The 25,130-nt window shown below is 68.7% G+C and carries 27 protein-coding genes; 13 read left to right on the top strand and 14 right to left on the bottom strand.

What is annotated here, in order from left to right; translation table 11 throughout:
• Positions 1-118 precede the first annotated feature (118 nt).
• Entirely contained in the window at positions 119-1,294 is a 1,176-nt protein-coding gene (locus tag ABE434_RS09875) for a thiolase family protein (protein WP_346478695.1), read from the bottom strand.
• 176 nt (positions 1,295-1,470) lie between these two features.
• Between ABE434_RS09875 and ABE434_RS09880 the strand changes: the two genes are divergently transcribed.
• Complete coding sequence (locus tag ABE434_RS09880) at positions 1,471-4,338, top strand: S8 family serine peptidase (protein ID WP_346478696.1); 2,868 nt, start codon at positions 1,471-1,473, stop codon at positions 4,336-4,338.
• 81 nt (positions 4,339-4,419) lie between these two features.
• Here the strand turns inward: ABE434_RS09880 and ABE434_RS09885 are convergent, their stop codons facing one another.
• Positions 4,420-5,517: a Glu/Leu/Phe/Val dehydrogenase dimerization domain-containing protein gene (locus ABE434_RS09885; protein WP_346478697.1), complete on the bottom strand. Its 1,098-nt coding sequence runs from the start codon at positions 5,515-5,517 to the stop codon at positions 4,420-4,422.
• Positions 5,518-5,804: 287 nt separating this feature from the next.
• Between ABE434_RS09885 and ABE434_RS09890 the strand changes: the two genes are divergently transcribed.
• Positions 5,805-6,920 carry an HDOD domain-containing protein gene (locus ABE434_RS09890; RefSeq protein ID WP_346478753.1) on the top strand — a complete coding sequence of 372 codons (1,116 nt, stop codon included), beginning with the start codon at positions 5,805-5,807 and terminating at the stop codon, positions 6,918-6,920.
• 1 nt (position 6,921) lies between these two features.
• On the opposite strand, the gene ABE434_RS09895 is transcribed toward ABE434_RS09890, so the two are convergent.
• The 3 genes from ABE434_RS09895 to ABE434_RS09905 all read right to left on the bottom strand — a co-directional run bounded on the left by ABE434_RS09895 (position 6,922) and on the right by ABE434_RS09905 (position 9,837).
• On the bottom strand, positions 6,922-8,499 hold the full coding sequence (locus ABE434_RS09895) for a phospholipase D family protein (protein ID WP_346478698.1): 1,578 nt from the start codon (positions 8,497-8,499) through the stop codon (positions 6,922-6,924).
• A gap of 48 nt (positions 8,500-8,547) precedes the next feature.
• Positions 8,548-9,258 (bottom strand): rRNA pseudouridine synthase, encoded by a 711-nt coding sequence (locus ABE434_RS09900; protein WP_346471805.1) that lies wholly within the window; start codon positions 9,256-9,258, stop codon positions 8,548-8,550.
• Between the two features lie 81 nt (positions 9,259-9,339).
• The gene (locus ABE434_RS09905) at positions 9,340-9,837 is read right to left on the bottom strand and encodes a M48 family metallopeptidase (protein ID WP_313211374.1); all 498 of its coding nucleotides are present in this window, start codon (positions 9,835-9,837) and stop codon (positions 9,340-9,342) included.
• A gap of 72 nt (positions 9,838-9,909) precedes the next feature.
• Between ABE434_RS09905 and ABE434_RS09910 the strand changes: the two genes are divergently transcribed.
• Both ABE434_RS09910 and ABE434_RS09915 read left to right on the top strand, forming a co-directional pair.
• Positions 9,910-10,461 carry a DUF2058 domain-containing protein gene (locus ABE434_RS09910; RefSeq protein ID WP_313211375.1) on the top strand — a complete coding sequence of 184 codons (552 nt, stop codon included), beginning with the start codon at positions 9,910-9,912 and terminating at the stop codon, positions 10,459-10,461.
• Positions 10,462-10,570: 109 nt separating this feature from the next.
• Positions 10,571-10,837 (top strand): DksA/TraR family C4-type zinc finger protein, encoded by a 267-nt coding sequence (locus ABE434_RS09915; RefSeq protein ID WP_121038682.1) that lies wholly within the window; start codon positions 10,571-10,573, stop codon positions 10,835-10,837.
• Between the two features lie 45 nt (positions 10,838-10,882).
• Here the strand turns inward: ABE434_RS09915 and ABE434_RS09920 are convergent, their stop codons facing one another.
• Together ABE434_RS09920 and ABE434_RS09925 are read right to left on the bottom strand one after the other, a co-directional pair.
• Complete coding sequence (locus ABE434_RS09920; RefSeq protein WP_346478699.1) at positions 10,883-11,464, bottom strand: mechanosensitive ion channel family protein; 582 nt, start codon at positions 11,462-11,464, stop codon at positions 10,883-10,885.
• A gap of 80 nt (positions 11,465-11,544) precedes the next feature.
• On the bottom strand, positions 11,545-11,736 hold the full coding sequence (locus ABE434_RS09925; protein WP_346478700.1) for a hypothetical protein: 192 nt from the start codon (positions 11,734-11,736) through the stop codon (positions 11,545-11,547).
• Positions 11,737-11,870: 134 nt separating this feature from the next.
• Between ABE434_RS09925 and ABE434_RS09930 the strand changes: the two genes are divergently transcribed.
• The 3 genes from ABE434_RS09930 to ABE434_RS09940 are packed head-to-tail and all read left to right on the top strand — an operon-like array spanning position 11,871 to position 13,863.
• Positions 11,871-12,455 carry a sigma-70 family RNA polymerase sigma factor gene (locus tag ABE434_RS09930; RefSeq protein ID WP_346478701.1) on the top strand — a complete coding sequence of 195 codons (585 nt, stop codon included), beginning with the start codon at positions 11,871-11,873 and terminating at the stop codon, positions 12,453-12,455.
• Positions 12,452-12,970: a hypothetical protein gene (locus ABE434_RS09935; RefSeq protein ID WP_346478702.1), complete on the top strand. Its 519-nt coding sequence runs from the start codon at positions 12,452-12,454 to the stop codon at positions 12,968-12,970. Before ABE434_RS09930 ends, ABE434_RS09935 begins: the two co-directional genes overlap by 4 nt.
• Positions 12,971-12,981: 11 nt before the next feature.
• On the top strand, positions 12,982-13,863 hold the full coding sequence (locus tag ABE434_RS09940; protein ID WP_346478703.1) for a DUF4097 family beta strand repeat-containing protein: 882 nt from the start codon (positions 12,982-12,984) through the stop codon (positions 13,861-13,863).
• Between the two features lie 45 nt (positions 13,864-13,908).
• Here ABE434_RS09940 and ABE434_RS09945 read toward each other — a convergent pair whose 3' ends face one another.
• The 3 genes from ABE434_RS09945 to ABE434_RS09955 all read right to left on the bottom strand — a co-directional run bounded on the left by ABE434_RS09945 (position 13,909) and on the right by ABE434_RS09955 (position 16,071).
• Positions 13,909-14,088, bottom strand: coding sequence for a hypothetical protein (locus ABE434_RS09945; protein ID WP_019183415.1), 180 nt, complete (start codon positions 14,086-14,088; stop codon positions 13,909-13,911).
• Between the two features lie 11 nt (positions 14,089-14,099).
• Positions 14,100-14,348, bottom strand: a complete 249-nt coding sequence (locus ABE434_RS09950; RefSeq protein WP_019183414.1) for a YkgJ family cysteine cluster protein — start codon at positions 14,346-14,348, stop codon at positions 14,100-14,102.
• 367 nt (positions 14,349-14,715) lie between these two features.
• Positions 14,716-16,071 carry an Hsp70 family protein gene (locus tag ABE434_RS09955; RefSeq protein ID WP_346478704.1) on the bottom strand — a complete coding sequence of 452 codons (1,356 nt, stop codon included), beginning with the start codon at positions 16,069-16,071 and terminating at the stop codon, positions 14,716-14,718.
• Positions 16,072-16,189: 118 nt separating this feature from the next.
• Between ABE434_RS09955 and ABE434_RS09960 the strand changes: the two genes are divergently transcribed.
• On the top strand, positions 16,190-16,525 hold the full coding sequence (locus ABE434_RS09960) for a zinc ribbon domain-containing protein YjdM (protein ID WP_179458273.1): 336 nt from the start codon (positions 16,190-16,192) through the stop codon (positions 16,523-16,525).
• A 6-nt stretch (positions 16,526-16,531) separates the two neighbouring features.
• Here ABE434_RS09960 and ABE434_RS09965 read toward each other — a convergent pair whose 3' ends face one another.
• Positions 16,532-17,671: a tetratricopeptide repeat protein gene (locus ABE434_RS09965; protein WP_346478705.1), complete on the bottom strand. Its 1,140-nt coding sequence runs from the start codon at positions 17,669-17,671 to the stop codon at positions 16,532-16,534.
• A gap of 230 nt (positions 17,672-17,901) precedes the next feature.
• Here ABE434_RS09965 and ABE434_RS09970 point away from each other — a divergent pair, with 230 nt between their 5' ends.
• From ABE434_RS09970 to ABE434_RS09985, 4 genes are all read left to right on the top strand, one after another.
• A complete protein-coding gene (locus ABE434_RS09970; protein ID WP_346478706.1) occupies positions 17,902-18,507 on the top strand; it encodes a hypothetical protein in 606 nt (201 codons plus the stop codon).
• Between the two features lie 47 nt (positions 18,508-18,554).
• Positions 18,555-18,734, top strand: a complete 180-nt coding sequence (locus ABE434_RS09975; RefSeq protein WP_346478707.1) for an oxidoreductase-like domain-containing protein — start codon at positions 18,555-18,557, stop codon at positions 18,732-18,734.
• A 14-nt stretch (positions 18,735-18,748) separates the two neighbouring features.
• Entirely contained in the window at positions 18,749-19,396 is a 648-nt protein-coding gene (locus ABE434_RS09980; RefSeq protein WP_346478708.1) for a DUF998 domain-containing protein, read from the top strand.
• A 99-nt stretch (positions 19,397-19,495) separates the two neighbouring features.
• The gene (locus ABE434_RS09985; protein WP_346478709.1) at positions 19,496-20,821 is read left to right on the top strand and encodes an AcvB/VirJ family lysyl-phosphatidylglycerol hydrolase; all 1,326 of its coding nucleotides are present in this window, start codon (positions 19,496-19,498) and stop codon (positions 20,819-20,821) included.
• 46 nt (positions 20,822-20,867) lie between these two features.
• Here ABE434_RS09985 and mprF read toward each other — a convergent pair whose 3' ends face one another.
• Positions 20,868-23,432, bottom strand: a complete 2,565-nt coding sequence (mprF, locus tag ABE434_RS09990; protein ID WP_346478710.1) for a bifunctional lysylphosphatidylglycerol flippase/synthetase MprF — start codon at positions 23,430-23,432, stop codon at positions 20,868-20,870.
• A gap of 193 nt (positions 23,433-23,625) precedes the next feature.
• Between mprF and ABE434_RS09995 the strand changes: the two genes are divergently transcribed.
• Positions 23,626-23,973, top strand: coding sequence for a RidA family protein (locus ABE434_RS09995; RefSeq protein WP_346478711.1), 348 nt, complete (start codon positions 23,626-23,628; stop codon positions 23,971-23,973).
• Between the two features lie 43 nt (positions 23,974-24,016).
• Here ABE434_RS09995 and rnfB read toward each other — a convergent pair whose 3' ends face one another.
• Both rnfB and ABE434_RS10005 read right to left on the bottom strand, forming a co-directional pair.
• Complete coding sequence (rnfB, locus tag ABE434_RS10000) at positions 24,017-24,442, bottom strand: Rnf electron transport complex subunit RnfB (protein ID WP_346478712.1); 426 nt, start codon at positions 24,440-24,442, stop codon at positions 24,017-24,019.
• A gap of 28 nt (positions 24,443-24,470) precedes the next feature.
• A complete protein-coding gene (locus ABE434_RS10005) occupies positions 24,471-25,112 on the bottom strand; it encodes an HAD family hydrolase (protein WP_346478713.1) in 642 nt (213 codons plus the stop codon).
• Between the last annotated feature and the right edge of the window lie 18 nt (positions 25,113-25,130).

Below are 25,130 nucleotides of genomic sequence, written 5' to 3' on the forward strand. Positions count from 1 at the left end.
GAATCCTCGTCGTTAGATTAGGCAACGCGCTATTGCGCGCCCGGCAACATGATGACAAGCCACGATTGGCTGTCAAGCGATCGCGCATTCAGTTTTGAGAAATGCGCGTTAAACCAAATCAAATCAATTCGATAGCGATGGCGGTTGCTTCGCCGCCGCCAATGCACAGGGTAGCAATTCCGCGCTTGGCGTCGCGCTTGCGCAACGCGTTCACCAGCGTGACCACCAAGCGTGCACCCGACGCACCGATGGGATGACCCAATGCGCAGGCACCGCCATTGACGTTGACCTTGTCATGCGGAATGCCCAGCTCGCGGATCGGCGCCATCGCGACCACGGCGAAGGCTTCGTTGATCTCGAACAGGTCCACCTGGTCCAGCGTCCAGCCGGTCTTTTCCAGAAGCTTGTGGATCGCACCGATCGGCGCGGTGGTGAACCACTCCGGCGCCTGCGAATGGGTGGCGTGGCCGACGATGCGGGCCAGCGGCTTCAGGCCGCGGGCGGCGGCGTCTTCCTCGGTGAGCAGCACGACCGCGGCGGCGCCGTCGGAGATGCTCGAGGAGCTGGCGGCGGTGACCGTGCCGTCCTTCTTGAACGCCGGGCGCAGGGTCGGGATCTTGGCGATGTCCGAGCGGCTCGGCTGTTCGTCCTGTGCGTACTCGACCTCACCCTTGCGGGTGCTGACCTTCACCGGCACGATTTCTCCGTCGAAGGCGCCATTGGCCTGCGCGGCCTGCGCGCGGCGGACCGATTCGATGGCGAAGGCATCCTGGTCCTCGCGGCTGACCTGGTACTTCTCCACCGTGCATTCGGCGAACTCGCCCATGGCCTTGCCGTCGTAGGCATTGACCAGGCCGTCGTGCGCCATGTGGTCGATCACCTGGAAGTTGCCGAAGCGGTTGCCGGTGCGCGAGTTGGGGATCATGTGCGGGGCGTTGGACATCGACTCCATGCCGCCGGCGACCACGATGCTGGCCGAGCCGGCCTTGATCAGGTCATGCCCCAGCATGATGGCTTTCATGCCCGAGCCGCACACCTTGTTGAGGGTGGTGGCGCCGGTGGAGACCGGAATCCCGGCGGCGATCGCGGCCTGGCGGGCCGGCGCCTGGCCGAGGTTGGCCGGCAGCACGCAGCCCATGATCACTTCGGAAACGTCCGCAGCCGGTACTCCGGACTGCTCCAGGGCCGCTGCGATCACGGTGGCCCCCAGGGTCGGGGATGGCACGCCGTTGAACTGGCCCAGGAAGGAGCCGATGGCGGTGCGCTTGGCGGCGGCGATGACGATGTTGGACATGTGCAATCTCTTTGGTGCGTGAGCGAAGAGCGGAATGGGAACGCGGGCGTTGGAAGCCGACGCATTTCCCGGCAGACTGCGTGGGGGTCGGTCCAGTATAGAGGGTCGGCATTGACTGCCGGTGTCTGCCCGGGAGGCAGGCAGGTGGGGAAGGTCCATTCACAAGGGGAGCAGGGATGAAGCAGGTTGTGATCGGCAGGTCGGCCTTGGCCGCGGCATTGGCGTTGGCACTGAGTGCCTGCGGAGGCGGAGGCAGCAATGTCCGCGGGGATCTGGAGCCGTCGCCGCCTCCGACCCAGCCCCCGTCGCCGCCCCCCACCACGCCACCTTCTCCACCACCGCCGACGGCGCCGACGCCGCAGCCGGCGATCGACGCGCACCTGGCCATCGTCCAGGCGGGGCCGGCGCAGTCCGCCGGCTGGACCGGTGCCGGCGTGCGCATCGGCATCGTCGATTCGGGCGTGAACCGTGAGCATCCCGCGCTCAGCGGGCGGGTGCTGGCGAACTACACCTACGTCGATCCGCGCGTGAACAACGTCAATGTGGACGACGTGGTCGGCCACGGCACCGTCGTCGCCGAACTGGCCGCCGGTCGCAGGGTAGGCAGCTGGCCGGGCGGCGTGGCCAGCGAAGCCCAGATCGTCTCGGCGCGGATCATCGCCGACAAGCGCCCCGTCGATGACGGCTCGGGCAGTGGCAACGAAGTGAACGGTGCGATCGGCCTGGACGGCGTGCATCAGGACCTGATCGCGGCCGGCGTCAAGATCATGAACAACTCGTGGGGCGGCCTGTACTGGACCAACCCGTCGGCCACCGCGCCGATCGCCCAGGAATACCGGCCCTTCATCATCAGCAACGGCGGCCTGGTGGTGTTCGCCACCGGCAACGAGAGCAAGCCCAATCCCTCCAGCATGGCTGCGCTGCCCAGCCAGGTTGGGCCGGGCGGCAGCCTGCCCGCGGCGGATCTGGAACGCGGCTGGCTGAGCGTGACCGCGGTCGATACCGCAGACCCGGGCAAGCTGGCTTCGTATGCCAACGCCTGCGGCGTCGCGGCGCAGTATTGCCTCGCCGCACCGGGCACGGTGGCCTATGTCGATCCGGCCAACAAGGGCGGCACGCCGGAGTACTACTATGGCTCGGGCACGTCCTATGCGGCGCCGCTGGTCTCCGGCGCGGCGGCCCTGGTGTGGCAGAAGTATCCGTATTTCACCAACGACCTGGTGCGCCAGACGCTGCTGGGCACCGCGACCGATCTCGGCGCGGCCGGCGTGGACCGGACGTTCGGCTACGGCCTGCTCAACATCGCCAAGGCGATCAATGGTCCGGCCAGGCTGGACTGGGGCGATGTGACGGTCAACGTCGCCACGCTGGGGCTGGATTCGGTGTGGAGCAACGACATCAGCGGCAACGGCGGCCTGACCAAGCAGGGTGCGGGTGCGTTGACCCTGGCCGGCGCCAATACCTACACCGGTGACACCATCATCGAGCGCGGCACCCTCGCGCTGCGCGGCGGTGCGTCGCTGCGGTCCAACGTGCTCATCGCGCCGCAGGCCGGCAATCCCAATGCCGCGGCGCTGCAGTTCATGAACGGCACCACGCGGGTCAGCGGCAACGTGGACAACGGCGCCAGCGTGATCCTGCGCAGCGACAACATCGATGCGGTCATCGAAGGCAACTACATCCAGCGTGCCAGCGCGCAACTGGTGGTCGCACTGGGCGCCAACCCGCTCCTGGTGAACGGTAGCGCCACGCTGGCCGGCACGGTGCGCGTGGACAGCATCATCAGCGGCTACGTGCCCCAGGACGGACGCACGCAGCCGCTGCTGCATGCCGATGGTGGGGTGACCGGCACCTTCGCCAGCGTCACCAACGGGCTGGCGCCCGGCACCCTGCTCCAGGCCAGCCTGCTGCATGCGAACAACGACGTCACCCTGGTCACCGACCGCATCAACGTGACCAGCGCGAGCCTGCAGGCCGGCCTCGGTGGAACCGCGCTGGCGTCGGCGGCGCGCGTGGAATCCGCGTTCGAGGTGCTCGATGGCAACGGGGCGGCGCTGGACGGGTTCGCGGACGCGGCCGGCCAGCTGCAGCAGGTCGATGGGGCCAGCGCCTTGCAGGCAAGCCTGGACAGCCTGTCCGGCAAGGCGCATGCGCTGGCGACGGCGGCGACCTTCGACAGCATCGACATGAACCGTCGTGCGCTGTCGGCACGGGTCGGTGACGTGCAGGCCGCACCGCGCCTGCGCGGTGCCTGGCAGAGTGCGTTGGGCGAGGCGGGGCAGGGCAGCTTCGCCGGCAACGGGGTGGCGACCCGGGGCTGGATGATGGGCCAGGACATGGCGCTGGGCAGCCACGGCATGCTCGGTTTCGCGTTCGGCGAAACGCGCAGCTACGGCAGCCGGGAGTGGGGCAGTGACCGCGGCCGCGATCGTCAATCGCAGGCGCAGGTCTATGCGGGCTGGGGGACCGGCCGTGCGTATGCGATGGGCCAGATCGGCGCCGGCCAGTTCACCCGTGAGATCGATCGCCAGCTGCTGCTGGGGGCCGGCCAGTACGGCGTCAACGCGCGCTACGGCGGCAGCTTCAGCGCGGCCAGCGTGGAATCGGGCTACCGCTTCGGCAGCGCCACCGCCTCGCTGACGCCTTACCTGGGTGCCGAGTACGCCCGGGTGGACAGTGACGGTTTCAGCGAAGCGGGCGGCATGGGCTTTGGCCTGCGCGCGCACGATGCCGTGAGCACGCGCAGCCAGGCCCTGGCCGGTCTGCGTGCCGAGCGTCGCTGGGGCGGCTGGTCGCTGCGCGGCTACGCCGAGTGGCAACAGCATCTGTCCAGCGACGGCCTGGCCTTGGACGCCAGCTTCGTCGGGGTCGAGGCCTGGGCACCGGTGGCCGGGTTGCAGCCGGCCCGCTCGGGCGGTCTGTTCGGGCTCTCGGTGGAATCGTGGCTGAGCCGCACCAGCCGCCTGGCGTTCGGCTACGACCAGCGCTTCGGCCCGCGGGGCGATCTGCGCCAGGTGCAGCTGCGCTATTCGGCCGGGTTCTGACGGCCGGTCTCACTGCGACGTGTGTAAAAAAAGAGGGCGCGATCGATGATCGCGCCCTCCTTCGTTGTATCGCCCAACGGCTCAGTTACCGCGCAGGGTGCCCCGGCGCGGCGTGCTGGGACCCAGCGGCATCTTCAGTTTGCCGATCGACAGGATGCGCGATTCGGCGATCTGGTCGGCGGCGCGCTGCGGAGCGATGCCCTCGCTCTGCGACAGCGCGAAGATGCGGCCGAGGTTGTGGTAAATGCTGCGGATCAGGCGCATCGCACGCTCGCGGTTGTAGCCGTCGATTTCCAGCGAGACGTTCATGACACCGCCGGCGTTGACCGCGTAATCCGGTGCGTAGAGGATGCCGCGCGCATGCAGTTCGTCACCCACTTCCAGGCTCGAGAGCTGGTTGTTGGCGGTGCCGCAGACGATCTTGCACTTCAGGCGCGGCAGCGTGTCCGGATTGATCGCCCCTTCCAGCGCGCACGGGGCGAAGATGTCCGCGTTGACGTCGTAGATATCCTCCGGCTTGACCGCTTCGGCGCCGTATTCGGTGACCGCGCGGTCAACGCGCGCGCTGTCCAGGTCGCTGACGTACAGCTTGGCGCCGCGGTCGCGTAGCAGCTTCACCAGTTCCATGCCGATATGGCCCAGGCCCTGGACCGCGATGCTGGCCTTGCCGACTTCCTCGTGGCCCAGCTTGTGCTGCATCGACGCCATCAGCGCCTGCAGGGCGCCATACGCGGTGAACGGTGCCGGATCGCCGGAGCCGCCATGCACCTGGTGTACGCCGGTGACGTACTCGCTCTCCAGGTAGATGTTCTCCATGTCGTTGACATCGGTGCCGACGTCCTCGGCAGTGATGTAGCGGCCACCCAGCGAATCCACGTAACGGCCGAACGCGCGGAACAGTACCTCGGACTTGTCGCGCTTCGGGTCGCCGATGATCACCGCCTTGCCGCCGCCCACGTTCAGACCGGCCAGCGCGTTCTTGTAGGTCATGGTGCGGCTTAGCCGCAGCGCGTCGGCGAGGGCCTCGTCGGTGCTGGCGTAGGGGCGCATGCGCACACCGCCCAGGGCCGGGCCGAGCGTGGTGTTGTGGATGGCGATGATCGCCCTCAGACCGGCGTCGCGGTTGTGGCAGAACACCACTTGTTCGTGACCGGTGGTTTCGAGGGTTTCAAATAACATGGTGGCTCCGATGGTGCGAACGGTGGCGAACAGCGGCGAACGCGCCAGCAAAAGGTGGGTTGTAAAACAAAAAAAGCGACGTCGTCGGGTCTCGGACGGGTCGCGCGGCGCCATTCTAGTGCATTCCGGCGGAGGGTGTTGTCAGGGCTCTCCCGTCGCGCCGCCATTAAAGTTGCTGAAGCGCAGGCCGATGCCGTGGCAACGGTGTGGATGGCCGGTCATCGCAGGAAGGATCACGTGGGCGCAGTCGCAACAACGCAAGTGCGGGATCCGGCGTGTCCAAGGCCATGGGCGTGATCGGCGTGATGCTGGTTGGCGCCGCCGTGCTGGCCTTGCTGGGGGTGATCGGCCTGGTCCGCCACCGGCGTGCCGTGGCGCAGCCATCGAGGGCGCGTGTCGCCACCGGGCAGGCGGGGGCGACGGCAGTGCCTGCCGCCGCTCTGTCGCCGGGCACCGATCCGGTCGCGGTGCTGCAGGCCGGGCTGCACACGCTCGCGCTGGTGCCCCGCAGTGGCGATGCCGCCGATGCCGCGACGCCGCACACGGTGGAGCTGCGCGATGCCGTCACGGCGTCGCTGCTGGCCCGTGACTGGTCGGCCAAGCACCTGCCACGCCGGCCGCAGCTGCTGCCGCAGCTGATCCAGACCGTCAACGACAGCGATGCATCGGCACGTGCGATGGCCGCGATCATCAGCCAGGATCCGGTGCTGACCGGCAACCTGCTGCGCATCGCCAACAGCCCGGTCTACCGCGTGCAGGCGCGCCCGGTGGAGACGCTGCAGCGCGCGGTCACCCTGGTGGGGACCGATGGCATCCGCCAGATCATCAGTGCGGTGCTGGTGCAGCCGGTGATGCAGCTGCAGTGCGATGCGTTTCCGCAGTTCAGTGCGGTGATCTGGGAGCACGCGCTGCTGGCCTCGCGCGCGGCCGCCGACCACGCCCGCACGGTGACCCACGAAGATGGCTTCGCCGCGCAGTGGCTGGGCCTGACCCAGGGCCTGGGGGCGGCGCTGGTGATGCGCCACCTGCTCGATGCCTGTGCGCAGCAGTCGGTGGCCGCGCCGCCGCGTGCGCTGGCGGCGGACCTGCTCGACAGCTGGACCCTGCCGGTGGCCAGCCGCATCGCGGCGGCATGGGAGCTGCCCAAGGCCGTGCACGACGCCTTGATCCGCCAGAGCGGCAGTGGACTGGCGGCGAGCCTGCGTTTCGCCCGCGCGGCGGCGGCGGCCAGCCTGCTGTGCCGGCACGGCCAGATCGGCCAGGTCCAGGCGCTGGCCCTGCTGGAACAACTGGACGGTACGCCGCCGCATGCGCTGCAGTGGATCTGGCGGCGCGTGCACGGGCGCGCGGTGGAGACCCTGGACGGTGAAGAGGCCGAGCTCGAGGTTGCCGGGGCCGGCTGAGCTACAGCTGCGATTCCAGCGGCAGCCAGCTGATCGCGCGCGCGCTGGCGCGCAACCAGAACCCCGTATCCGGTTCGGTATACAACCACTGCGGTGGCTGGGCATCGCGTTCCAGCCAGCGGACGTCACCGTCCGGCCCCAAGGCCACCCAGTAGCTCTGGCTCGGGCTGGCCAGGCGCAGGTACTCCTGGCGCAGCTGCCCGGCCAGCACGGGGTCGTCGAACAGCACGCCCATCTCGGTGTTGAGATAGGCCGAACGCGGGTCGAGGTTGAACGAGCCCACGAAGCCCCGCCGGTCATCGACCATGAAGGCCTTGGTGTGCAGGCTGGCGCCGCTGCTGCCGAACAGGCCGCCGCCATCGACGTTGCCGCGCGATTTGAGTTCGTACAGCTGCACGCCACTGCGCAGCAGCGGCGCCCGGTAGTGCATGTAGCCACTGTGCACGGCGGCCACGTCATTGGCGGCCAGTGAGTTGGTGATCACCCCGACCTGGGCACCACGTGCGACCATCGCGCCCAGCCCTTCGGTGCCTTCCTCGCCGGGCACGAAGTAGGGCGAGATCAACAGCGCCTTGTGCTGTGCGCTTTCCAGTTCCTGGACCAGGCGCGTCACCAGCCAGCCGGCCTGGTCATCGCGGCGATGCTTCATGGGCGGATCCGAGGCGATCTCCACGTTGGGCGTCCAGTGCAGGTCGAGCGCATCGCGGTAATACGAGCGCTCCGCCTGCGAACGCGCCACGCGCGCCAGATACGGCTTCGCACTGTCCAGCCGCGCTTCGTGTTCGCTTTCGCGGATCAGCAGGCGCAGCTGCGGTTCGGTGTAGAACGCCAGGGCGCGGATCGGCACCGCGGTGTCGCTGTTCCAGTAGTCGTCGAAGATCGTGTTGGCCTGCTGCACCGCTGCACCGGCCACCAGCAGGTCCAGGTCGCGGAAGTTCACGTCGGGGCGTGCGCTGAAATACTCCTCGCCGATGTTGCGGCCGCCGACGATCGCCACGCGTCCGTCGGCGATCCAGGACTTGTTGTGCATGCGGTGATTGACGCTGAAAACGCGCTGCACCATCTCGACCAGGCGCCAGAGCCCGCTGCGGTTGCGGAACGGGTTGTACAGGCGGATCTCGATGTTGGGATGCGCATCGAGCGCCATCATCAGCGCGTCCTTGTCCTGCGCGTTCATGTCATCGAGCAGGATGCGTACCCGCACGCCGCGCTCGGCCGCGCGGTACAGCTCGTTGGCCATGAGATGGCCGATGAGGTCGTCGTGCCAGATGTAGTACTGCAGGTCCAGGCTGCGCCCGGCGTGCTGGGTGATCACTGCGCGTGCGGCGTACGCGTCCAGCCCGTCGGACAGGAAGGCCACACCGGTCTGGCCGGGGTGCTCGGCCTGCAGGCGGACCAGCTCGCGATCGATCGGGGTCTGGTCGGCCTGGGTGGGCAGCACCGTCGAACGCTCGCCCACGGCCTGCGGGGTGAGGTGATCGGCCAGCAGCAGGCCGCTGAGGACCAGCAGGATCAGCAGGGCGACAACGATCCCCAGCCAGCGCAGCAGCCGGCGCCAGAACGGTTTTTTCTCGGTCATGCCCCGATCGTAAGCGGCCGGGGCGTGCAGGGCGAGTGCTGGCGCGGTTTAGAAACGCTCGTCCGGTGCCAGGTAACGCCACTGGCCCGGGACCAGCTTGCCCATCGCCACGCGGCCGATGCGCAGGCGGCGGATGCTGATGACCTCCAGCCCGACCTGGGCGCACATGTCGCGCAGCTGGCCTGGATGCACCGGCTTGATCGCAAAGCGCAGGCGGGTTTCGTTCTGCCAGCTCACCTTGCACGGTGGCAACGGCCAGCTGCGGAAGCTCAGGCCGTGCGCGAGGCGCTTCATGCCATAGGGCGCCAGCTCGCCACTGACTTCCACCAGGTATTCCTGCTCCAGCGTTGCACCGCGATCCTTCAGGTGCGAGATCACGCGCCCGTCCTGGCTGACCACCACCAGGCCGCTTTCGTCGTCGGACAGCGGCATCACCAGCTGCAGGGCGTGGAAATGCCGCTGCAGCAGGGTCACCCCGGTGGCGTCGAGTTCACTGCGGCTTTCCGGGGTCACCAGGGCGCACAGTTCGTCCGAGCGCATGCCGGCCGGTTTGTGCAGCAGCATGCTTACGGTCTCGGTGCGGGTCGCCTCGGCGTTCTCGCGCAGCACGATTTCCTCGTCGGTGACCATCGTCTGCGGCTGTTCGACCACCTGGCCGTTGACGGTCACCCAGCCGCCCTCGATGTAGCGCTGGGCGTCGCCACGGGAGCAGCCGATCAGGCTGGTCAGGCGTTTGTCGAGTCGGATCGGGTCGGTCATGGGGCAGGCAACATAAAACGGGAAACGGGCGGGGAGTGTACTGGCTGGGGCCCGGCGCTGCGCGATGAGGGCCGCTGCGGCTCAGGCCGGCGTGCGTTCCAGGTGGGTCAGGTACAGGCGCAGATCGAACTCCAGCTGGTGGTAGTCCGCTTCCATGTGGGTACACAGCTGGTAGAAGGCCTTGTTGTGGTCCGATTCCTTCAGATGGGCCAGCTCGTGCACCACGATCATCTTCAGGAACGGCGCCGGTGCCTCGCGGAACACCGTGGCGATGCGGATCTCGCGGCTGGCCTTGAGCCGGCTGCCCTGCACCCGCGAGACCGTGGTGTGGGTGCCCAGCGCGTGCTTGAGCACCTGCAGCCTGCTGTCGTAGATCACCTTGGACAGCGGCGCGGACTGGCGCAGGTAGCGCTCTTTCAGGCCCTGGGTGTAATCGTAGAGCTGGCGGTCGTTGCGGACCGTATGCAGTTCGGCATAGCGCTGCTCCAGCCACGGCCCCAGCCGGTCGCCCGCGATCAGCTCGCGCACCTGCTGCTGCAGGGCGTCGGGATAGCCGGCGAGGTACTTCAGGGCGGTCATCGGGCGGTTGGGGCGGGACGGGCAGACCAGTATGATGGCCTCCGGAATCCCGCAACAACAGATGCTAGGCGTATGGCGAAGGCAAATCCCCTGCAGGAGCAGCTGCTCAAGGCTGGGCTGGTCAAGAAATCCCAGGTCTCCCAGGCCGCCCGTGAACAGGTGAAAGCCCGTCACGGCAAGGCCCCGGCCGCGCCCAGCGAAAGCCAGCGCGAGGCCGAGCGCCTGCGCGCGGAAAAGGCCGAGCGCGATCGCGCGCTGGAAGCCGAGCGCAAAGCCAAGGCCCACGCCCAGGAACTGCAGGCCCAGGTCCGCCAGATCGTCGAGGCGCACAAGGTCAAGCGTGAAGGCGAGAGCGAGTACCGCTTCAACGATGGCACGCTGATCCGCACCCTGCTGGTCAACAACGTGCTGCGCCGCCAGCTGGCCTCGGGCAGCCTGGTGATCGTGCGCCATGGCGACGGCTTCGAACTGCTGCCGCGGGCGGCGGCCGAGAAGGTCCGCGAGCGCGATGCCAGCGTGATCGTGCTCGACAACAGCCAGCCCGGCAGCGAGCCCAGCACCGGCAACGCCGAGGACGATGCGTACTACGCCCAGTTCCAGGTGCCGGACGACCTGGTCTGGTAAGCCCCGTCTGAAGCGTTCACCCGGCGCCGCGGGCGTTCAGCCCTACGTCGGCTGGACGTCGTGGGCCGGGTCTATGCTGGTGGCCTGACACCGGCATGGGAGACACATCATGGCGACAGGTTGGGCAGGCGACGGCGCCGTCCAGGATCAGATCGACGCCACCGTCGATGAGGCCATCCAGCGGGCCCGCGCACAGTTGCGCGACGGCCCCGGATTGACCCACTGCGAGCACTGTGACGCGCCCATTCCCGAGGCGCGGCGGAAGGCCGTCCCCGGCGTTCGCCTGTGCGTGCGCTGCCAGGAAGAAGAAGACGCCGCCCAGCAGGAGGGCAGCGGCTACAACCGGCGCGGCAGCAAGGACAGCCAGCTTCGGTAGATACCGACCAACGGTCGGCATCTACAACCGGCATGGCACGCGCCCTCAACCGTCCCCCTGGATCCCGCCGGGTGCCTGCGACGGATCCCGCCAGCGGCGTACCGTGCGCTGGAAGAACATGTTGTTCGGCATCTGCAGCACCGTGCCTTCATGCCCGCTGCCGGTTTCCTGCAACGTGGTGTAGATCAGATTGATGTCGATCACGCGGCCCTTGAGTCCAGGCTTCTCACCGTTTTCCAGCAGCTCGATGTAATCGTGCAGGCGGAACGGACGGGTGGTGAAGATCAGCAGCGTGCAGAAGATGTTGGACAGCACGCTCCACGCGGCGAAGAACGCCACCGCGCCGACGGCGGCGAAACCGGTGAAGGCAGTCCACAGCACCGAGGCCGATGCGCCGACGATGCTCAGCACGATCAGCACCGCACCGAAGTTGATCACGAAGCTGCTGATGCGGCGCGCGCCCATCACCATTTCCGGCGGCAGGGTGTAGTGCTCGCCGAGGCGGCGGATCAGCCGACGGGCGATCAGGCGCAGCAGCCAGGCCACCAGCACGGTCACCAGGATCTGCAGGGCAGGGACGCCGTATTGCAGCCAGTCGTGGGTCCAGGCGGGCAGATGGTCTTTCATGGGGGCGGAATTCCTTTGCAGCGATAGTGCCGATCCCGCCATGGTAATGCCGATGCGCATCAGCGCATCGTGGTGCCCGCTTACTGCACGGGCCTGCCGTACACGTCGAACGCAGCGATCATGGTGGAGACGCACAGCGGCGCATTCTGTGCGTACTGCACACAGACATCCGGCGCCTCGGGCGCCAGCGTGACCCGGATCTGCAAGGGGCTCCACGGCAGCGTGCAGCCGGTGGCCAGTGAGAGCAGCAGGGCCAGGCAACTGGAAGGCATGGGGATACTCCTTGGCGGGGCCGGTAGTGACAAGGGATTGGATGCCGCTGCCACCGGAAAGGTTTAAAGACCGCGCGGAAAAAGAAATCCAGCGGCGGCTTAAACCTTTTCCATGCCCCCCGCATCCAACGGATATGCTCGACACGACCATGCCCACTTCCAGCGCCCCGACCGAGGCCGATGCTGCCGATGACCATGCCCTGGTGCGTGCCGCGGCAGCCGGTGACGTCACGGCGTACGAGCGGATCTACCGGCGCCATTCGCCACGGGTATACGCCGTGCTCTGGCGCCTGTGTGGCGGCCATGCGGCCCGCGCCGAGGATGCCCTGCAGGAGGCCTTCCTGCAGGCATGGCGCGCGCTGCCGGGCTTCCGTTTCGAAAGCAGCCTGGGCACCTGGCTGCACCGCCTGGGCGTGAATGCAGCGCTGATGGAACTGCGCGCCAACGCCACCGGCGATGCACGCGATGCCGGTGAGGAAGGCTGGGAGTCGTTGGCGATGCTGCCCGCCCAGGACCGCTGCGCGGGCACCTCGATGGACCTGGAGCGCGCGCTGGAAACACTGCCGCCACGGGCCCGCGCGGTCCTGGTCCTGCATGACATCGAAGGGTGGAAACACCAGGAAATCGCCGACCAGCTGCAGATGGCCGTTGGCAGTTCCAAAGCACAGCTGCACCGAGCGCGCGGCCTGCTGCGTGCACGCTTAGGAGAAACCGCATGAACCCCCATGATTCCGAACACGACGAACTGACTGCACGCCTGCGTGCCTTGCCTGCCGAGCGCGTTCCGCCGGCACGGGTCTGGCAGGCCATCGCCGCCCAGCTGCCGGCCCAGAGTGCAGCCCCGTCCCCGGCGGCGACCGTGCCCACGTTGTCGACGCGTCGCCGACGTGGCCGCTGGCCGCTGCGCATCGGGCTCGGCCTGGCGGCCGCGCTGGCGGTGCTGATGGTGGTGCCGACCCCGGTCCCGCATACGCCGGCACCGTCGCTGCTGCAGCGCCAGGCCGATGCGATGGCCGGCGAGTACCAGCAGGCCATCGCGGCCCTGCCCAATGCCGAGGTCACCGAGGAATGGCGCCCGGCCCTGCACGAACTCGACGCCAGTGCGGACACCATCCGCGCGGCCATCGCTGAAAATCCGCGCTCGCGCTATCTGCTCGGGCAACTGCAGCGTACCTATGCGCTGCGGCTGGAACTGACCCAGCAGGCGGTGTTGTCCACCGGCCTGCCCACCTGAAGGAGAACCCCATGCGTATTCCTCTGTCCCTGATCGCCGCGCTCGCCCTGTGCCTGCCGCTGGTCGCCCAGGCCGCCACCAGCATCAACGAGCGCCATCCCCTGGGCGCCGGCGGGCGCGTGGAAATCAGCAACATCGCCGGCAAGGTCACCGTCCGTGGCTGGGATCGCAGTGACGTGGCACTGACCGGCTCATTGGCCGACGGGCTCACCCTCAAGCAGGACAAGAGCAGCAACCGCGTGCGCTGGGAAGTGGAGTACCCGCGCGGCCGCAGCAATGGCGGGGCGACCCTGGAGCTGCGCGTGCCACGTTCGGTGGAAGTGCAGCTGGGCACCGTCAGCGCAGACATCGATGTGGCCGATATCGACGTGCGCCGCCTGCAGGCCAACAGTGTCAGCGGCAGCATCACCGCGGCCGGGCGCAGTGGCGAGACCACGTTGAACACGGTCAGCGGCGGCATCCGTTCGCAGCTGCAGACCGCACGGCTGGATGCGCGCACGGTCAGCGGCCAGCTGCTGGCCGGTGGCGGGGCATCGGGGGAAGTGGCGGCCGAATCGGTCTCCGGCCGGGTCAACGTCAATGCCGGGCGGATCCAGCGGCTGGCGGTGGAAACCGTCTCGGGCAGCCTGGATGTGAGCGCGACCGGCATGGCGCCGGGCGGCAAGGTGACGATGCAGACGGTCAGCGGTTCGGTCGCGCTGAAGCTGCCGGCCAATGTCTCGGCGCAGTTGAACGTCAAGACGTTCAGTGGTGGGATCCAGTCCGACGCCGGGCAGGTGGAGAAGCCGCGCTACGGGCCGGGCAGCAGCCTGGATGCGCGTCTTGGCTCGGGCGATGGGGATATTTCGATCAACGCCCATTCCGGGAGCGTGCGGGTCAGCCTGGGCCGCTGAGTGCGGCCACCGCACCGGCCGATGCCGGTGCGGTCGGCAGCAATGTCAGCCGGCTTTTTTCAGCGCCAGGGTATTGCCCAGCACTTCGATCTTGCCGCCACCCTTGCGGAAGGCAGCCAGATCCGCAGCGATGCTCTGGCTGCTGACGGCGGAATTGGACCCTTGCTTGCGGTCGACGCGAACGGTGTTGCTTGCCTTGGGGGAGGTCTTTGGCGTACGAGCCATGGATGCTCCTGCTATGGATGAAGCGTGGAAGAAAACGTCGACAGATCCTGCTGTTGTCGACGGTAGTCCTGCCGCACGAGGCGGCAATCATCGCCGCCCATGTCGAACTGGCGGCAGATCGCGGGTCGCTGCGAGTAGATCGTGCAGCGCAGGTGATAGGGGTCGATCGCGGCGCACCAGCCTTCTTCGTTGCGTGCCATCACCGTGCCGCCACGCGCATCGGTGTCCAGCAGATAGCCGGGCACGTTGTCGTCGGGCATCACGGTGACGGTGAGCCGACAGCACACCGCGTCGCAACGACGGCAGTCGATGGGGTCGGGCTCGGACGATGTAAGGAGTGCAGCCAGGCGTTCGCCCAATCTGAGTGTCTCTTTGGCGGCTCGGGGTGAAGCATGCTGTGAACGAGCCGGATCACAGCGATGAGCGATCCCGGCACCGCGGACAGGCCGACGGTGGCAGTATCGAAGAGGACGGTGGCCAATCAGGCCCGGAAGACAATGCGGGGTGCGTCAAGCGCATTGCGCTTTGAAGCCGAAAGATGATAGCGCTTTCGGCGTAACGTTTTGTTAATAAGGCCGTTCACGCCTCTTCAGGCCTTGTGGGACAAGGCCTGGCGTAACAGGGATGTCAGTGGGCGGCGGCCAGTGCCAGCCCGTGGACCACACCGAACGACGGATTTCCGCGGACCAGGGTCGAGCCCGGGAAGGCGTTGGCCACGGCCTGCTGCAGGTAGCCGGCGCGCGACATGCCACCGGTCAGGAACACCGCTGCCGGGTCGTGGCCGATGTCGCTGCGCACCTGCTCCAGCAGGGCGGTCAGCTCGCCCAGATACCCGCCGGCGGCGGTTTCCAGCCGCGCGGCGTCGATCTGCACCTGCAGGCCACGCTCGATGAAGTCCAGCGCACTGTCATGGCGGTTCACGCTGCTCAGGGCGATCTTGCAGCGCTCGACTTCGCGGTACAGGCGTGCGGTGTTGCCCGTGTCCTGCAGGGCGGTCAGGCGCGGACCGAACGGCGCGTCCACGTCGCGGTAGGCGTGCTGGCGGAAATCGCGCTGGCGGGTCATGTCCTGGACCATCGCCGCTTCCACGTAATGGTGCGCCGGCACCCGGGTGATGCCGCGGCCGAACAGCGGCATGTAGCCGCCAAGGCTGAGGGCCAGGTCGATATCGGTACCGCCGCGGGCGATGCCCCAGGCGCGGTGGATGGTCGGGGCCTGGCCGCCGCCGACGCGGGCGTGCGCGACGTCGGTGGTACCACCGCCGATATCCACCACCACCGCGTCGTGCTCCTGCGGGCTCTCGGCGTGGTAATGCATCGCGGCGGCCGCCGGCTCTTCGAGGAAATCGATGCTGTCGAAGCCGGCTGCGATCGCCGCGCCGTGCAGGATCTCCAGCGCCTGCGCGTTGCCGGCCTCGCCGATCGAGCTGCGGAACTGGACCGGGCGGCCCAGCGTGGCGGTGCGGATCGGCGTGTCCAGCTGGCGCGAGGCGGTCAGGCGGATGTGCTCGAGGATGTGCGTGGCGATGCCGGCAATCGTCTGGCGCGCACGCGGGTGCAGGTTGTAGCCGAGCATCGACTTGGGGCTCTGCACCAGGTTGCCTTCGTTCTCTTCGAAGTAGGCCTCCAGCGCGTCATCGCCATAGACCGCGTTCTGCAGCAGGGTGGTGGAGCTGAGCGGCGCGCGCATCTGCTCTTCCATCCACTGCCGGCGCACCACGCGCAGGGCCTCGCGGCGCAGTGCATCGGGCGTGCGCTCCTGGCCGGCGGCGCGGGCATCGCGCGCGGCCGCATCGACCAGCCGGGCCAGATCGTGCTCCAGCGCCGGGGTCAGTTCGAAGTCATTCGGGTCGCGCATCACCTCGGGGAAATACACGGTGGTGCGGAACTGTTCGGCCTGGCCGAACTGGATCGGCACGACCTTGCCGTCGATCACCACGGCGGCGGCGGAGTTGCTGGTGCCAAAGTCGATGCCGAGTTTCATGCGCGGGCCGGGCCGGTGGTCAGGGGGCGCGCACTTTGCGGCAACGGGACCGCCGACGCAAGGGCAGGGGGTAACGGGCGGTTACAATGGCGGCCGTTTCGTTACCGAAGAGCTGTCGATGTCCGCCATTCCCGCCTGCCCGCAGTGCACCCTGGAAAACACCTATGCCGATGGCGCGCTGTTCATCTGCGCGGACTGCGGCCACGAGTGGGCGGCCGGCGACGGCGCGGGCGAGGCCCTGGTGGTACGTGACAGCAACGGCAACGTGCTGGCCGCCGGCGACACCGTCACCGTGATCAAGGACCTGAAGGTGAAGGGCTCCTCGATCCCGCTCAAGCAGGGCACCGTGATCCGCAACATCCGCCTGGTCGAGGACGATGCCGAGCACATCGAAGGCAACTCGGAGAAGATCAAGGGCCTGGTCCTGAAGACCTGCTTCCTCAAGAAGGCCTGATCGGCCTCAGTCGGCGTGGGTGCCGCGCTGGCGCCAGCGCTGCAGGCTGTCCAGCTTGGCCTGGTAGCGGGACTGCAGCGCATCGCCGTTTTCCGCGGCCAGGTCGCGCGCGCGCTGCATCTCCTGCGAGGCGCGGTTCGGGTTGCCGGCCAGGAAGTAGGCGCGGGCCAGGGCGAAGTGGAACGGGTGGGCCGTGTCATACAGGCGCACCGCGCGGCGGTAGTAGCGGACGGCCCCCGCATAATCGCGTCGCTGTTCCGCCCGCGCCCCGAGGATGTACTGCGCGAAGGGGTCGCTGTGCTGCACCCGGGCCAGGCGGTCGTCCAGTCGCTCGGCCTCGCGGGTGTCGCCCAGCCGACGGTAGAGCGCGCTGGCGTTGCTCAGGCTGACGCCGTGCCGTGGCTGCAGCCGCAGCGCGGTTTCATAGTCCCGGCGGGCCTGGGCCATGTCGCCCACGCGCGCATCGAGCACGCCGAGGTTGTTCCAGCTCCCGACGAAGTCCGGCGCCATGCGCAGGGCGGTCTGGAAGTAGGCGCGCGCGCCGGCGGCATCCCCGGCGGCCATCCGGTCGGCCCCCCGGTTGTTGTAGAAGTGGGCCAGCGCCCGTTGCCGGGTGATCTTCTGCGGCCCGTACCGGTCATACAGCACGCTGTGGTCCAGATCGACGGTGCCGCTGCGCCCGTCCAGCGCGATCCCGGCATTGACGTGGCCGACGCTGTAGATCACCCCGGAGGCCTGGTACCAGCTCACCACCTGGGCCACCTCCTGCACATGCGCGTCGATGCCGGCCAGGTTGGCCAGGGTGACGAACAGCAGGGTGAACGACAGGCAGTTGGCGCGCCGGGTCTGCCAGGTCTCGCCGATCGTGTAGGTTGCATCGGCGTCGTAGGCCAGGTGCAGTCCCTGCGCGTCGAAGATCATCTCGACCAGCCGCTCCAGGCGGCGCTCGCGCGAGTAACCGGGATCGATGACCCGCTCGTGCAGCAGGGCCAGCAGCGGGGTCGGCACGTCCAGAATCTGCGCCGGCGTGGGCAGGGCGGTGGCGGCGCCCGGTTCGGTGGCGATGGACGGCGGCGTGGTGTTTGCCGCCCAGACCGGCGCGGCGGCCAGGGCCATCCACACGATAAGTACTCTGCATGCGGTCATCGCCGTCACCTCGCGGGGCGCTGGGGTCCGTCAGGCCCAGTCTAGGCGCGTTGTCGGGCGGCGGCGCGCCGTTCATCGGCTGTCGGCGCCATCCACAGAGGATGTGGACCAGCGGTCGACAAACATGTGGATAACCGTGCGCAGCCACTGCGCGGCAACGGGTCTTTGAGGGTGGTCAAAAAAACACCGCCCGGCTTGCCAGCGTCGCCGCGACGGCCAATCATGGCGGCATGCACTTTGAACCGATCCCCCTCCCTGCCGGACAGCTCGCCGCGCTGGAAACCGCCTACGCCGTGCCGCCGCGGGCGTACCACAACTGGTCGCACGTCCAGGCCGTCCTGCAGCACTGCCGCACGGTCGCCGACGCCGGCCCCGGCTGGAGCCGGCCGCGCGAGGTGCAGCTGGCCGCGCTCTACCACGACGCCATCTACGACGCGGGCCGTGGCGACAACGAAGCGCGCTCGGCGGACATGGCGCGCGAGGCCATCGCGCGCTGGTTGCCGGATGCCGGGATCGATGCGGCGCGCGTGGTCGAGCTGATCGAACTGACCGCGCGCCACAGCAGACTCGCGCCCGGCGATGTGGACCCCGAGGCCGCGCTGTTCCTGGACTGCGACATGGCCATTCTGGGTGCGCCGGCGCCGGTGTTCGATGCCTACGACCGGGGCATCGCGGAGGAATACGCCGGCCACGTGCCGGGCTTCCTGTTCCGGCTGAATCGACGACGCTTCCTGAAGCAGGTGCTGGGCCAGCCGCGCATCTTCCTGAGCGACTTCTTCCACCAGCGCCTGGATGCGCCGGCGCGCGACAATCTCCGTCGCCGGGTTGAGCGCTGAACCACGCCCGCTACACTGTGCGCGCTGTTTTCCCTCCGTGTGTGGCCATGCCCGTGTCCGTTCCAGATCCCGATCCGCGTCCGCAGCCGCCGGAAGAACCCGGCCCCAACGAGTGCTGTGGCAGCGGCTGCCCGCTGTGCGTGCTGGATCTGTACAGCGATGAGCTGCAGCGCTACCGCGCCGCGCTGGCGGCGTGGCAACAGCGCCACCCCGAGGCCACCGACTGAGCAAAGGCGCTGCGATGTCGCTTCCCCTTTCACGCCCCTCCCGCTGGCCGCCGACGCATCACGGACGGGTCGCCCTGGCCACGCTGCTGGCCCTGGGGCTGTTCATCGCCATCGCGCTGTGGACGCAATGGGCGCGCGATGATCTGGACTGGGTGCAGGCCACGCTGAGCCTGTACCTGCACGGGCCCTGGGGGCTGGCGTTGCGCAGTGCCTACTGTGTCCTGGCGCTGGCGATCATGCTGCTGGCTGTGTCCCTGCATGCCAACAGCCGTTCACCGCGCCGCAGTGCAGCCGCACCGCTGCTGTTCTGGGTTGCCGCGCTGGGGCTGATGGGGGTGGCGATCGGCGACAGCTGGTTGCCCGGGCGCGCGCCCCTGCTGGCACCGCTGGTGCACGGGGTGTCGGCCAATACCGCCTTCCTGTGCGTGAGCGTGGCGATGCTGCTGCAGAGCTGGTACCTGCGCGCCGACCCCCGCTGGCGCGACTGGGCCGGTCCCGCATGGTGGTGGGCCTGGCTGTGCTTCGTGCTGTTGTGGCTGCACGTGCTCTGGCGCGGGCCGCCGCGCGGCGCCGGCCAGAAACTGGTGATCGCGGCGGTGCTGGTCTGGCTGGTGTCGGTGGCCTGGCAGCTGTGGCGGCAGGCACGCCGCGACGCGCGCTGAGCGTCCGGCCACGCTGTGTACATGCCCTTGGCAGGACAGGGGCGTATCGTTGGTGCACTAGTCATGGGATGCGCGACGATGCGGCGAGCCGGTTGGGGGATGATGCTGGGTGTGGTGCTGGCGGGGATGTCCGGACAGGTGCTGGCCGCGCCGCCGCAGCAGCTCAGTCACGGGCGTTTCGAGAACGTGCCGGTGTACCTGCCGGACGGTCGTCCGCAACGGGTGGTGGTGTGGTTCGACGGCACCGCCGGCCATGCCGACAGCCAGCAGCGCATCGATGCACTGCGCGCCGAGGGCGCCCTGGTCGCGCAGGTCGATGTCGCGCATCTGCGCCAGGTGCTGGCCCGCGAGAAGAGCGGTGACTGCGCGTTCGGTGCCGGTGATGTGGAGAATTTCTCGCGCTGGTTCCAGGCCTACCTGCACGTGCCGGGCTACCACCTGCCGCTGATCGGCGGCGATGGCGAGGGCGCCGCGCTGGCCTATGCCGTGGCCGCCGAGGCCGACACCCAGGTGTTTGCCGGGCTGCTCACCACCGGCTTCTGCCCATCGGGGGTACGCGAGCGCAAGGTCTGCGGCGCCGGCAGCAGCCATGGCCGCCTGCAGCCGGCCGAACTGAATTTCCCGTGGTTGAACGCGGCCGGCGATGTGCATTGCCCGGCCGGCGAGTCGGCCGCGTTCGTGCGCAGGGTCGGCATGGGGCGCCAGTTCGAGCGCACCGCACGGGGCGATGCGTTGCCCGGCCTGTTGGCCGCGGCAAAGGTGATCGGGGCACAGAAGGGCGTCAGCCTGGCGCCGCCGCCGGATGATCTCAAGGGCCTGCCCGTGGTCGACGTGCCCTCGAGCAAGGCCGGCGATACCTTCGCCATCTTCGTCTCCGGCGACGGCGGCTGGGCAGGCCTGGACAAAGAGGTGGCCGCCTCGTTGAGCGAGGCCGGGGTGCCGGTGGTCGGCGTGGATTCGCTGCGTTACTTCTGGACCGCACGCACCCCCGAAGGCTTCGCGCGCGACCTGGAGCGCATCGCCACGCACTACAGCCGCCAGTGGCAGCGCCGCAACGTGGTGCTGGTCGGTTTCTCGCAGGGCGCCGATGTGCTGCCGGCGGCGATCAATCAGCTGTCACCGGCCACGCGGGAGTCGGTGTCGATGATTGCGCTGTTGTCGGTCGGCAAGACCGCGGACTACGAATTCCATGTGAGCAACTGGCTCGGCGGCGGCGGCGATGGCCTGCCGATCGCGCCGGAGGTGGCCCGGCTGCCGGCCGGCAGGACGCTGTGCGTGTACGGCCAGGACGATGGGGATGCGCTCTGCCCGTCGCTCCCGCCCGGTGGCAACGCGCAGATCATCGCGCTGCCCGGCGATCACCATTTCAAGGGCGATTACGATCGTCTCGCGGACACCATCGTGCAGCATCTGCCCGCGCGTTGAGCGCCAGCGCCAGCGGTCAGCACCGACGCTGGGTGCCGGCACGGGATCAATCGTGCCGGCGCGGGTCCAGCGAGATCAACCGGGTTGCATCGAGCAGGGCGGCAGGCAGGTGCACGCCGCCTGGCGCGGCCAGATAGCGGGCCCGCCAGACCGGCGCGAACTTCGACTTGAAGCGACGCAGCCCGCTGAAGCCATAGAAGCGCTCACCGTGCCGCGCCACCACATTGGCGAAGCGGTTCCAGCGCCCGGCCAGGCGATGCTGGGCGAGCCCGGACAGCGGCGCCATGCCCAGCGAGAACCGGTGGAAGCCTTGTTGGCGCCCCCACAGGAACAGCTCGATGAACAGGAAATCCATGGTCCCCTTGGGCGCGTCATCGACATGCCGCATCAGGTCGACCGACAGTTCGTTCCCGGCCGGCGCCTGCCACAGATTGGCGAAGGCCACGATACGGCCCTCGGCCTCGACCAGCGCCACCGGGAAGCGTGACAGGTAGGCCGCATCGAAGCTGCCCAGCGAGAAACCCTTTTCATCGCCGGCCTTGTCGTCCAGCCACTGCTGGGAGACCACCGACAATGCAGGCAGCAATGCAGGTACGTCCTCGGGCGTCGCAACCCGGAAGCTCAAGCCACCGCGCTTGCCGCGGTTCCAGGCCTGGCGCAGATCGGCGCGATCGCGGCCTTCCAGCGTGAAGTCCTGCAGCGGCACCATTGCCTCTTCACCGAGCTTGACCAGGGTCAGGCCGAGGTCGAGGTAGGTCTGCCAGTGCGCTTCACCGACCTGGTAGAACACCGGGCGCAGGCCCAGCCGGTCGGCCTCCTCACGGAAGCGCCAGATCAGCGCGCGCACCACCTCCGGTGGGCCGACCGGATCGCCCATCGCGATCAGCGAACCGCCGTAGCGCTGCATCATCACGAAGCCGCGCTGCGTATCATCACGCAGCACCGCCTTGTCCGCGGTGAGCACCAGGCAGGCCTGGGTGTCCTCGGCGGCGGCCAGGATCGGGGCGAGCGCGTCCAGCGTGGACGCATCGGCGGCTGGCAGCGGACTGCGCGTGCTGTGCAGCAACCGCGCCAGGCCGAAGATGGTCAGCGCGATCGCCACCAGCAGCAACGCACGCAACGCACGTGGCGCGTTGCCCTGCAGCGCGAACTGCCACCACAGCTCGTTCTGGTATTCCACGTGGCTGTAGACGAAGAACAGCAGCCAGATCACGGCGACCAGGACCAGCCCGAGGTTGCGGATCCACGGCCATGACCAGGCTTCATCCAGCAACGCGCCCTGGCGGTAGAACTCGCGGCGCGAGGCCCACAGCGCCGCGGCCACCAGCAGCGCCGACAGCGCGATCAGTACCTGCCCACCGCGTAGCCAGATCGGCAAGGGGGAGAGCACACAGATGCCGAGTGCGAGCATCCACGCGGCATGGCTGCGTCGCTGCAGGCCCTGGCCGATCAGCAGCAGCGCGACACCCGCCAGACTGCCCAGCAGGTGCGAGGTCTCCAGGATTGGCAGCGAGGCGGTGACCAGGTGCCGGCGCGACGTCGGCAGGGTGCCGTCGATCACCAGCGCGGCGCCGACGCTGAACACCGCCAGCGCGATGATCTGGGGCAGCCACGGGCGCAGCGCGGTCCAGCCGACCCGGGTCGCCCCGGCACCGGCGCGCAGCGGGCGGCGCAGTGCGGGCGCGACTGCCAGCACCGTGGCCAGCAGCAGCGGCAGCACGTAATAGGTGACACGGTAGATCAGCGCGGCGGCCAGCACCGCGGCCGGGGCCACCTGCGGCAGCAGCTTGAGCAGGCTCCACTCGAACACGCCCAGGCCGGCCGGCACGCTGGAGATCAGGCCGGCCAGCACCGCGACCAGATACAGCCCGACGAAACCGGGCAGACCGGTCGGGGTATCCATCGGCAGCAGCACATAGAAGGCCGCGCTGGCCAGCACCAGCTCGACCACGCTCAGCGCGGTGACGCCCAGCATGGTGCGCCGGTCGGGCAGCCACAGCGCGTGCCCGCGGATCTGGAAACTGCGGCCCTCGCGGCCGACCAGCAGCACCGTGCCCGCATACGCGAGCAGCCCCGCAATGCCGATCGCGCGCACCGCCTGCACCGGGATCGGCAGGGCCAGCGCCGCCGCGCCCGGTTCAAGCACGAAGGCCAGCGCCAGCAGCAGCCACGCACCGAACACGAAGCCCAGGGTGCTCATCAACACGACCTGGCCGATCTCGCCCAGGCTCAGGCCGGCACGGCCATAGCCGCGCAGGCGCACCGCACCACCGGTGAGCGCGGCAAAGCCCAGCGTCTGCCCCAGCGTATGCGCGAGGAACGCGGTGATGCCGATCCGTGCCGGATGCAGGCGCTTGCCGCTGCGGCGCAGGCCGATCGCATCGAAGCCGATCAGGCACGCATAGCTGGCCAGCCCGAGCAGCACGGTCAGCGCGATCTGTCCGGCGCCGAGATGGTGGAAGGCCTCGCGGATCGCGCGGTAGCCGTGCGCGTCGAATTCGTTGGCCAGGCCGCGCAGGGCCAGGGCCAGGATCACCAGCGGGATGACGACGGTGGCAGCGCGGCGCCAGGGGGCGCGGGCCGGGGTCGGAGCAGGGGCGGTGTCGGTCATCGGTACAGCGTGCTCCGGGGTGGGCGATGAAGGAGTCAACGCAGGCGTGGCCGCCTGGCCGGCAAATCGTGCGCCTGATGCCGACGCTTGCCAAGCGGGTGCGCTGTGCATGCTGTGGCCGCTTTGCAGGCAGGGCCCGGCACGCGCGCGCCGCATCGGTGACAATGCCGTTTCATCCAGAGGAGCAATCGCCATGTTGGAACGTTTCGATGTCGGCCCGCGCATGTCCGAAATGACCGTGCACAACAAGGTCGCCTATCTCTCCGGGCAGATCCCCGAAGACACCAGCCAGGACATCACCGGGCAGACCCGCCAGGTGCTGGAAGAAATCGACAAGCTGCTGGCGCTGGTGGCCAGCGCCAAGCAGCACATCCTGCGTGCGGAGATTTTCCTCGCCGACATCGGCGATTTCGCCGGCATGAATGCCGCGTGGGATGAGTGGGTGGTGGCAGGCATGACCCCGGCACGCGCCACCGTGGAAGCCAAGCTGGCCGATCCGAGCTGGAAAGTAGAGATCGTGGTGACGGCGGCCCTGCCGTAACCGTACCCTCCCGCCGCCGTCGCGAGGCGTCCAGCGCCCCGCGTTACGGCCGGGGCGCGCTGACCAGGTCGATGCAGTCCACCGGACACGGTGGGATGCACAGCTCGCAGCCGGTGCACAGATCGGCGATGACGGTGTGCATGTACTTGGCGCCGCCGACGATCGCATCGACCGGGCAGGCCTGGATGCACTTGGTGCAGCCGATGCAGTCCGCTTCGATCACCACCGCGACCTGCGGTGCCTTGTGTTCGCCGCGGGAGCGGTCGAATGGCAGCGCCGGCACGCCCAGTGCATTCGCCAGCGCGCGCGCGCCCGCATCGCCGCCGGGCGGGCAGTGATCGACGCCCGCCACGCCACGCGCCATCGCCTCGGCATACGGGCGGCAGCCGTCGTAGCCGCATTGCCCGCACTGGGTCTGCGGCAACAGTCGATCGAGGCGTTCGGTCAGGGTATCGATGGTGGGGCTCATGGCGTGGCGGTGGCTGCGCGGTGGGGCATCAGGCCCGGCTGTGCCGGGCAGGGGGCGTGCTCGCCGGTTCCGCCCGACGGGACTTGATGGGCTTGCCGCGATACCAGGGCTCGTGGGCGAGCGCGAGCATCGGGCGGTCTTCGCGGCTGTCGCCGTAGGCGTGGATGCGCAGGTAGCGCGCGAGGTCGTAACGCCGACGGATGTGCTCCACCTTGCGCGGCCCGCAGTCGCCCTCGGCATAGCGCCCGGTGAGGCGTCCGTCGCGGCTTTCCAGCCGGTTGCAGATCAGGTCCAGCCCCATCGCCTCGCACCATGGGCGCAGATACAGGTCCAGCGAGCCGGATACGATCACCACGGTGTGCTGCTGCGTGAGGTGCCAGTGGATCTGGTCGAGCATCTCCGGCCGCATCAGCTCGGGCAGCACGTCACGCGCATAGCCCGCGGCCTGGGCGGTGATGTCCTCGACATGGCGGTCGGTGAAGGTCAGGCGGGTGACGCGCGCGCGCAGGCGCTTGGCCGAGATCAGCTTGAGGCGGTAGGCCAGCAGCCACGGACCCACTTTCCACCAGGCCTGTGCAAGCTGTTCGGGGGTGGCCACACGGCGCAGGAAGCGGCCGTAGGTATCGCAGGTGGTGACCGTGTGGTCGAAATCGAACAGCGCCAGTTCCAACCCACACCTCCAGGCAGA

This window comes from Stenotrophomonas sp. TWI1183 (genome assembly GCF_039673115.1).
Lineage (GTDB): Bacteria > Pseudomonadota > Gammaproteobacteria > Xanthomonadales > Xanthomonadaceae > Stenotrophomonas > Stenotrophomonas maltophilia_AA.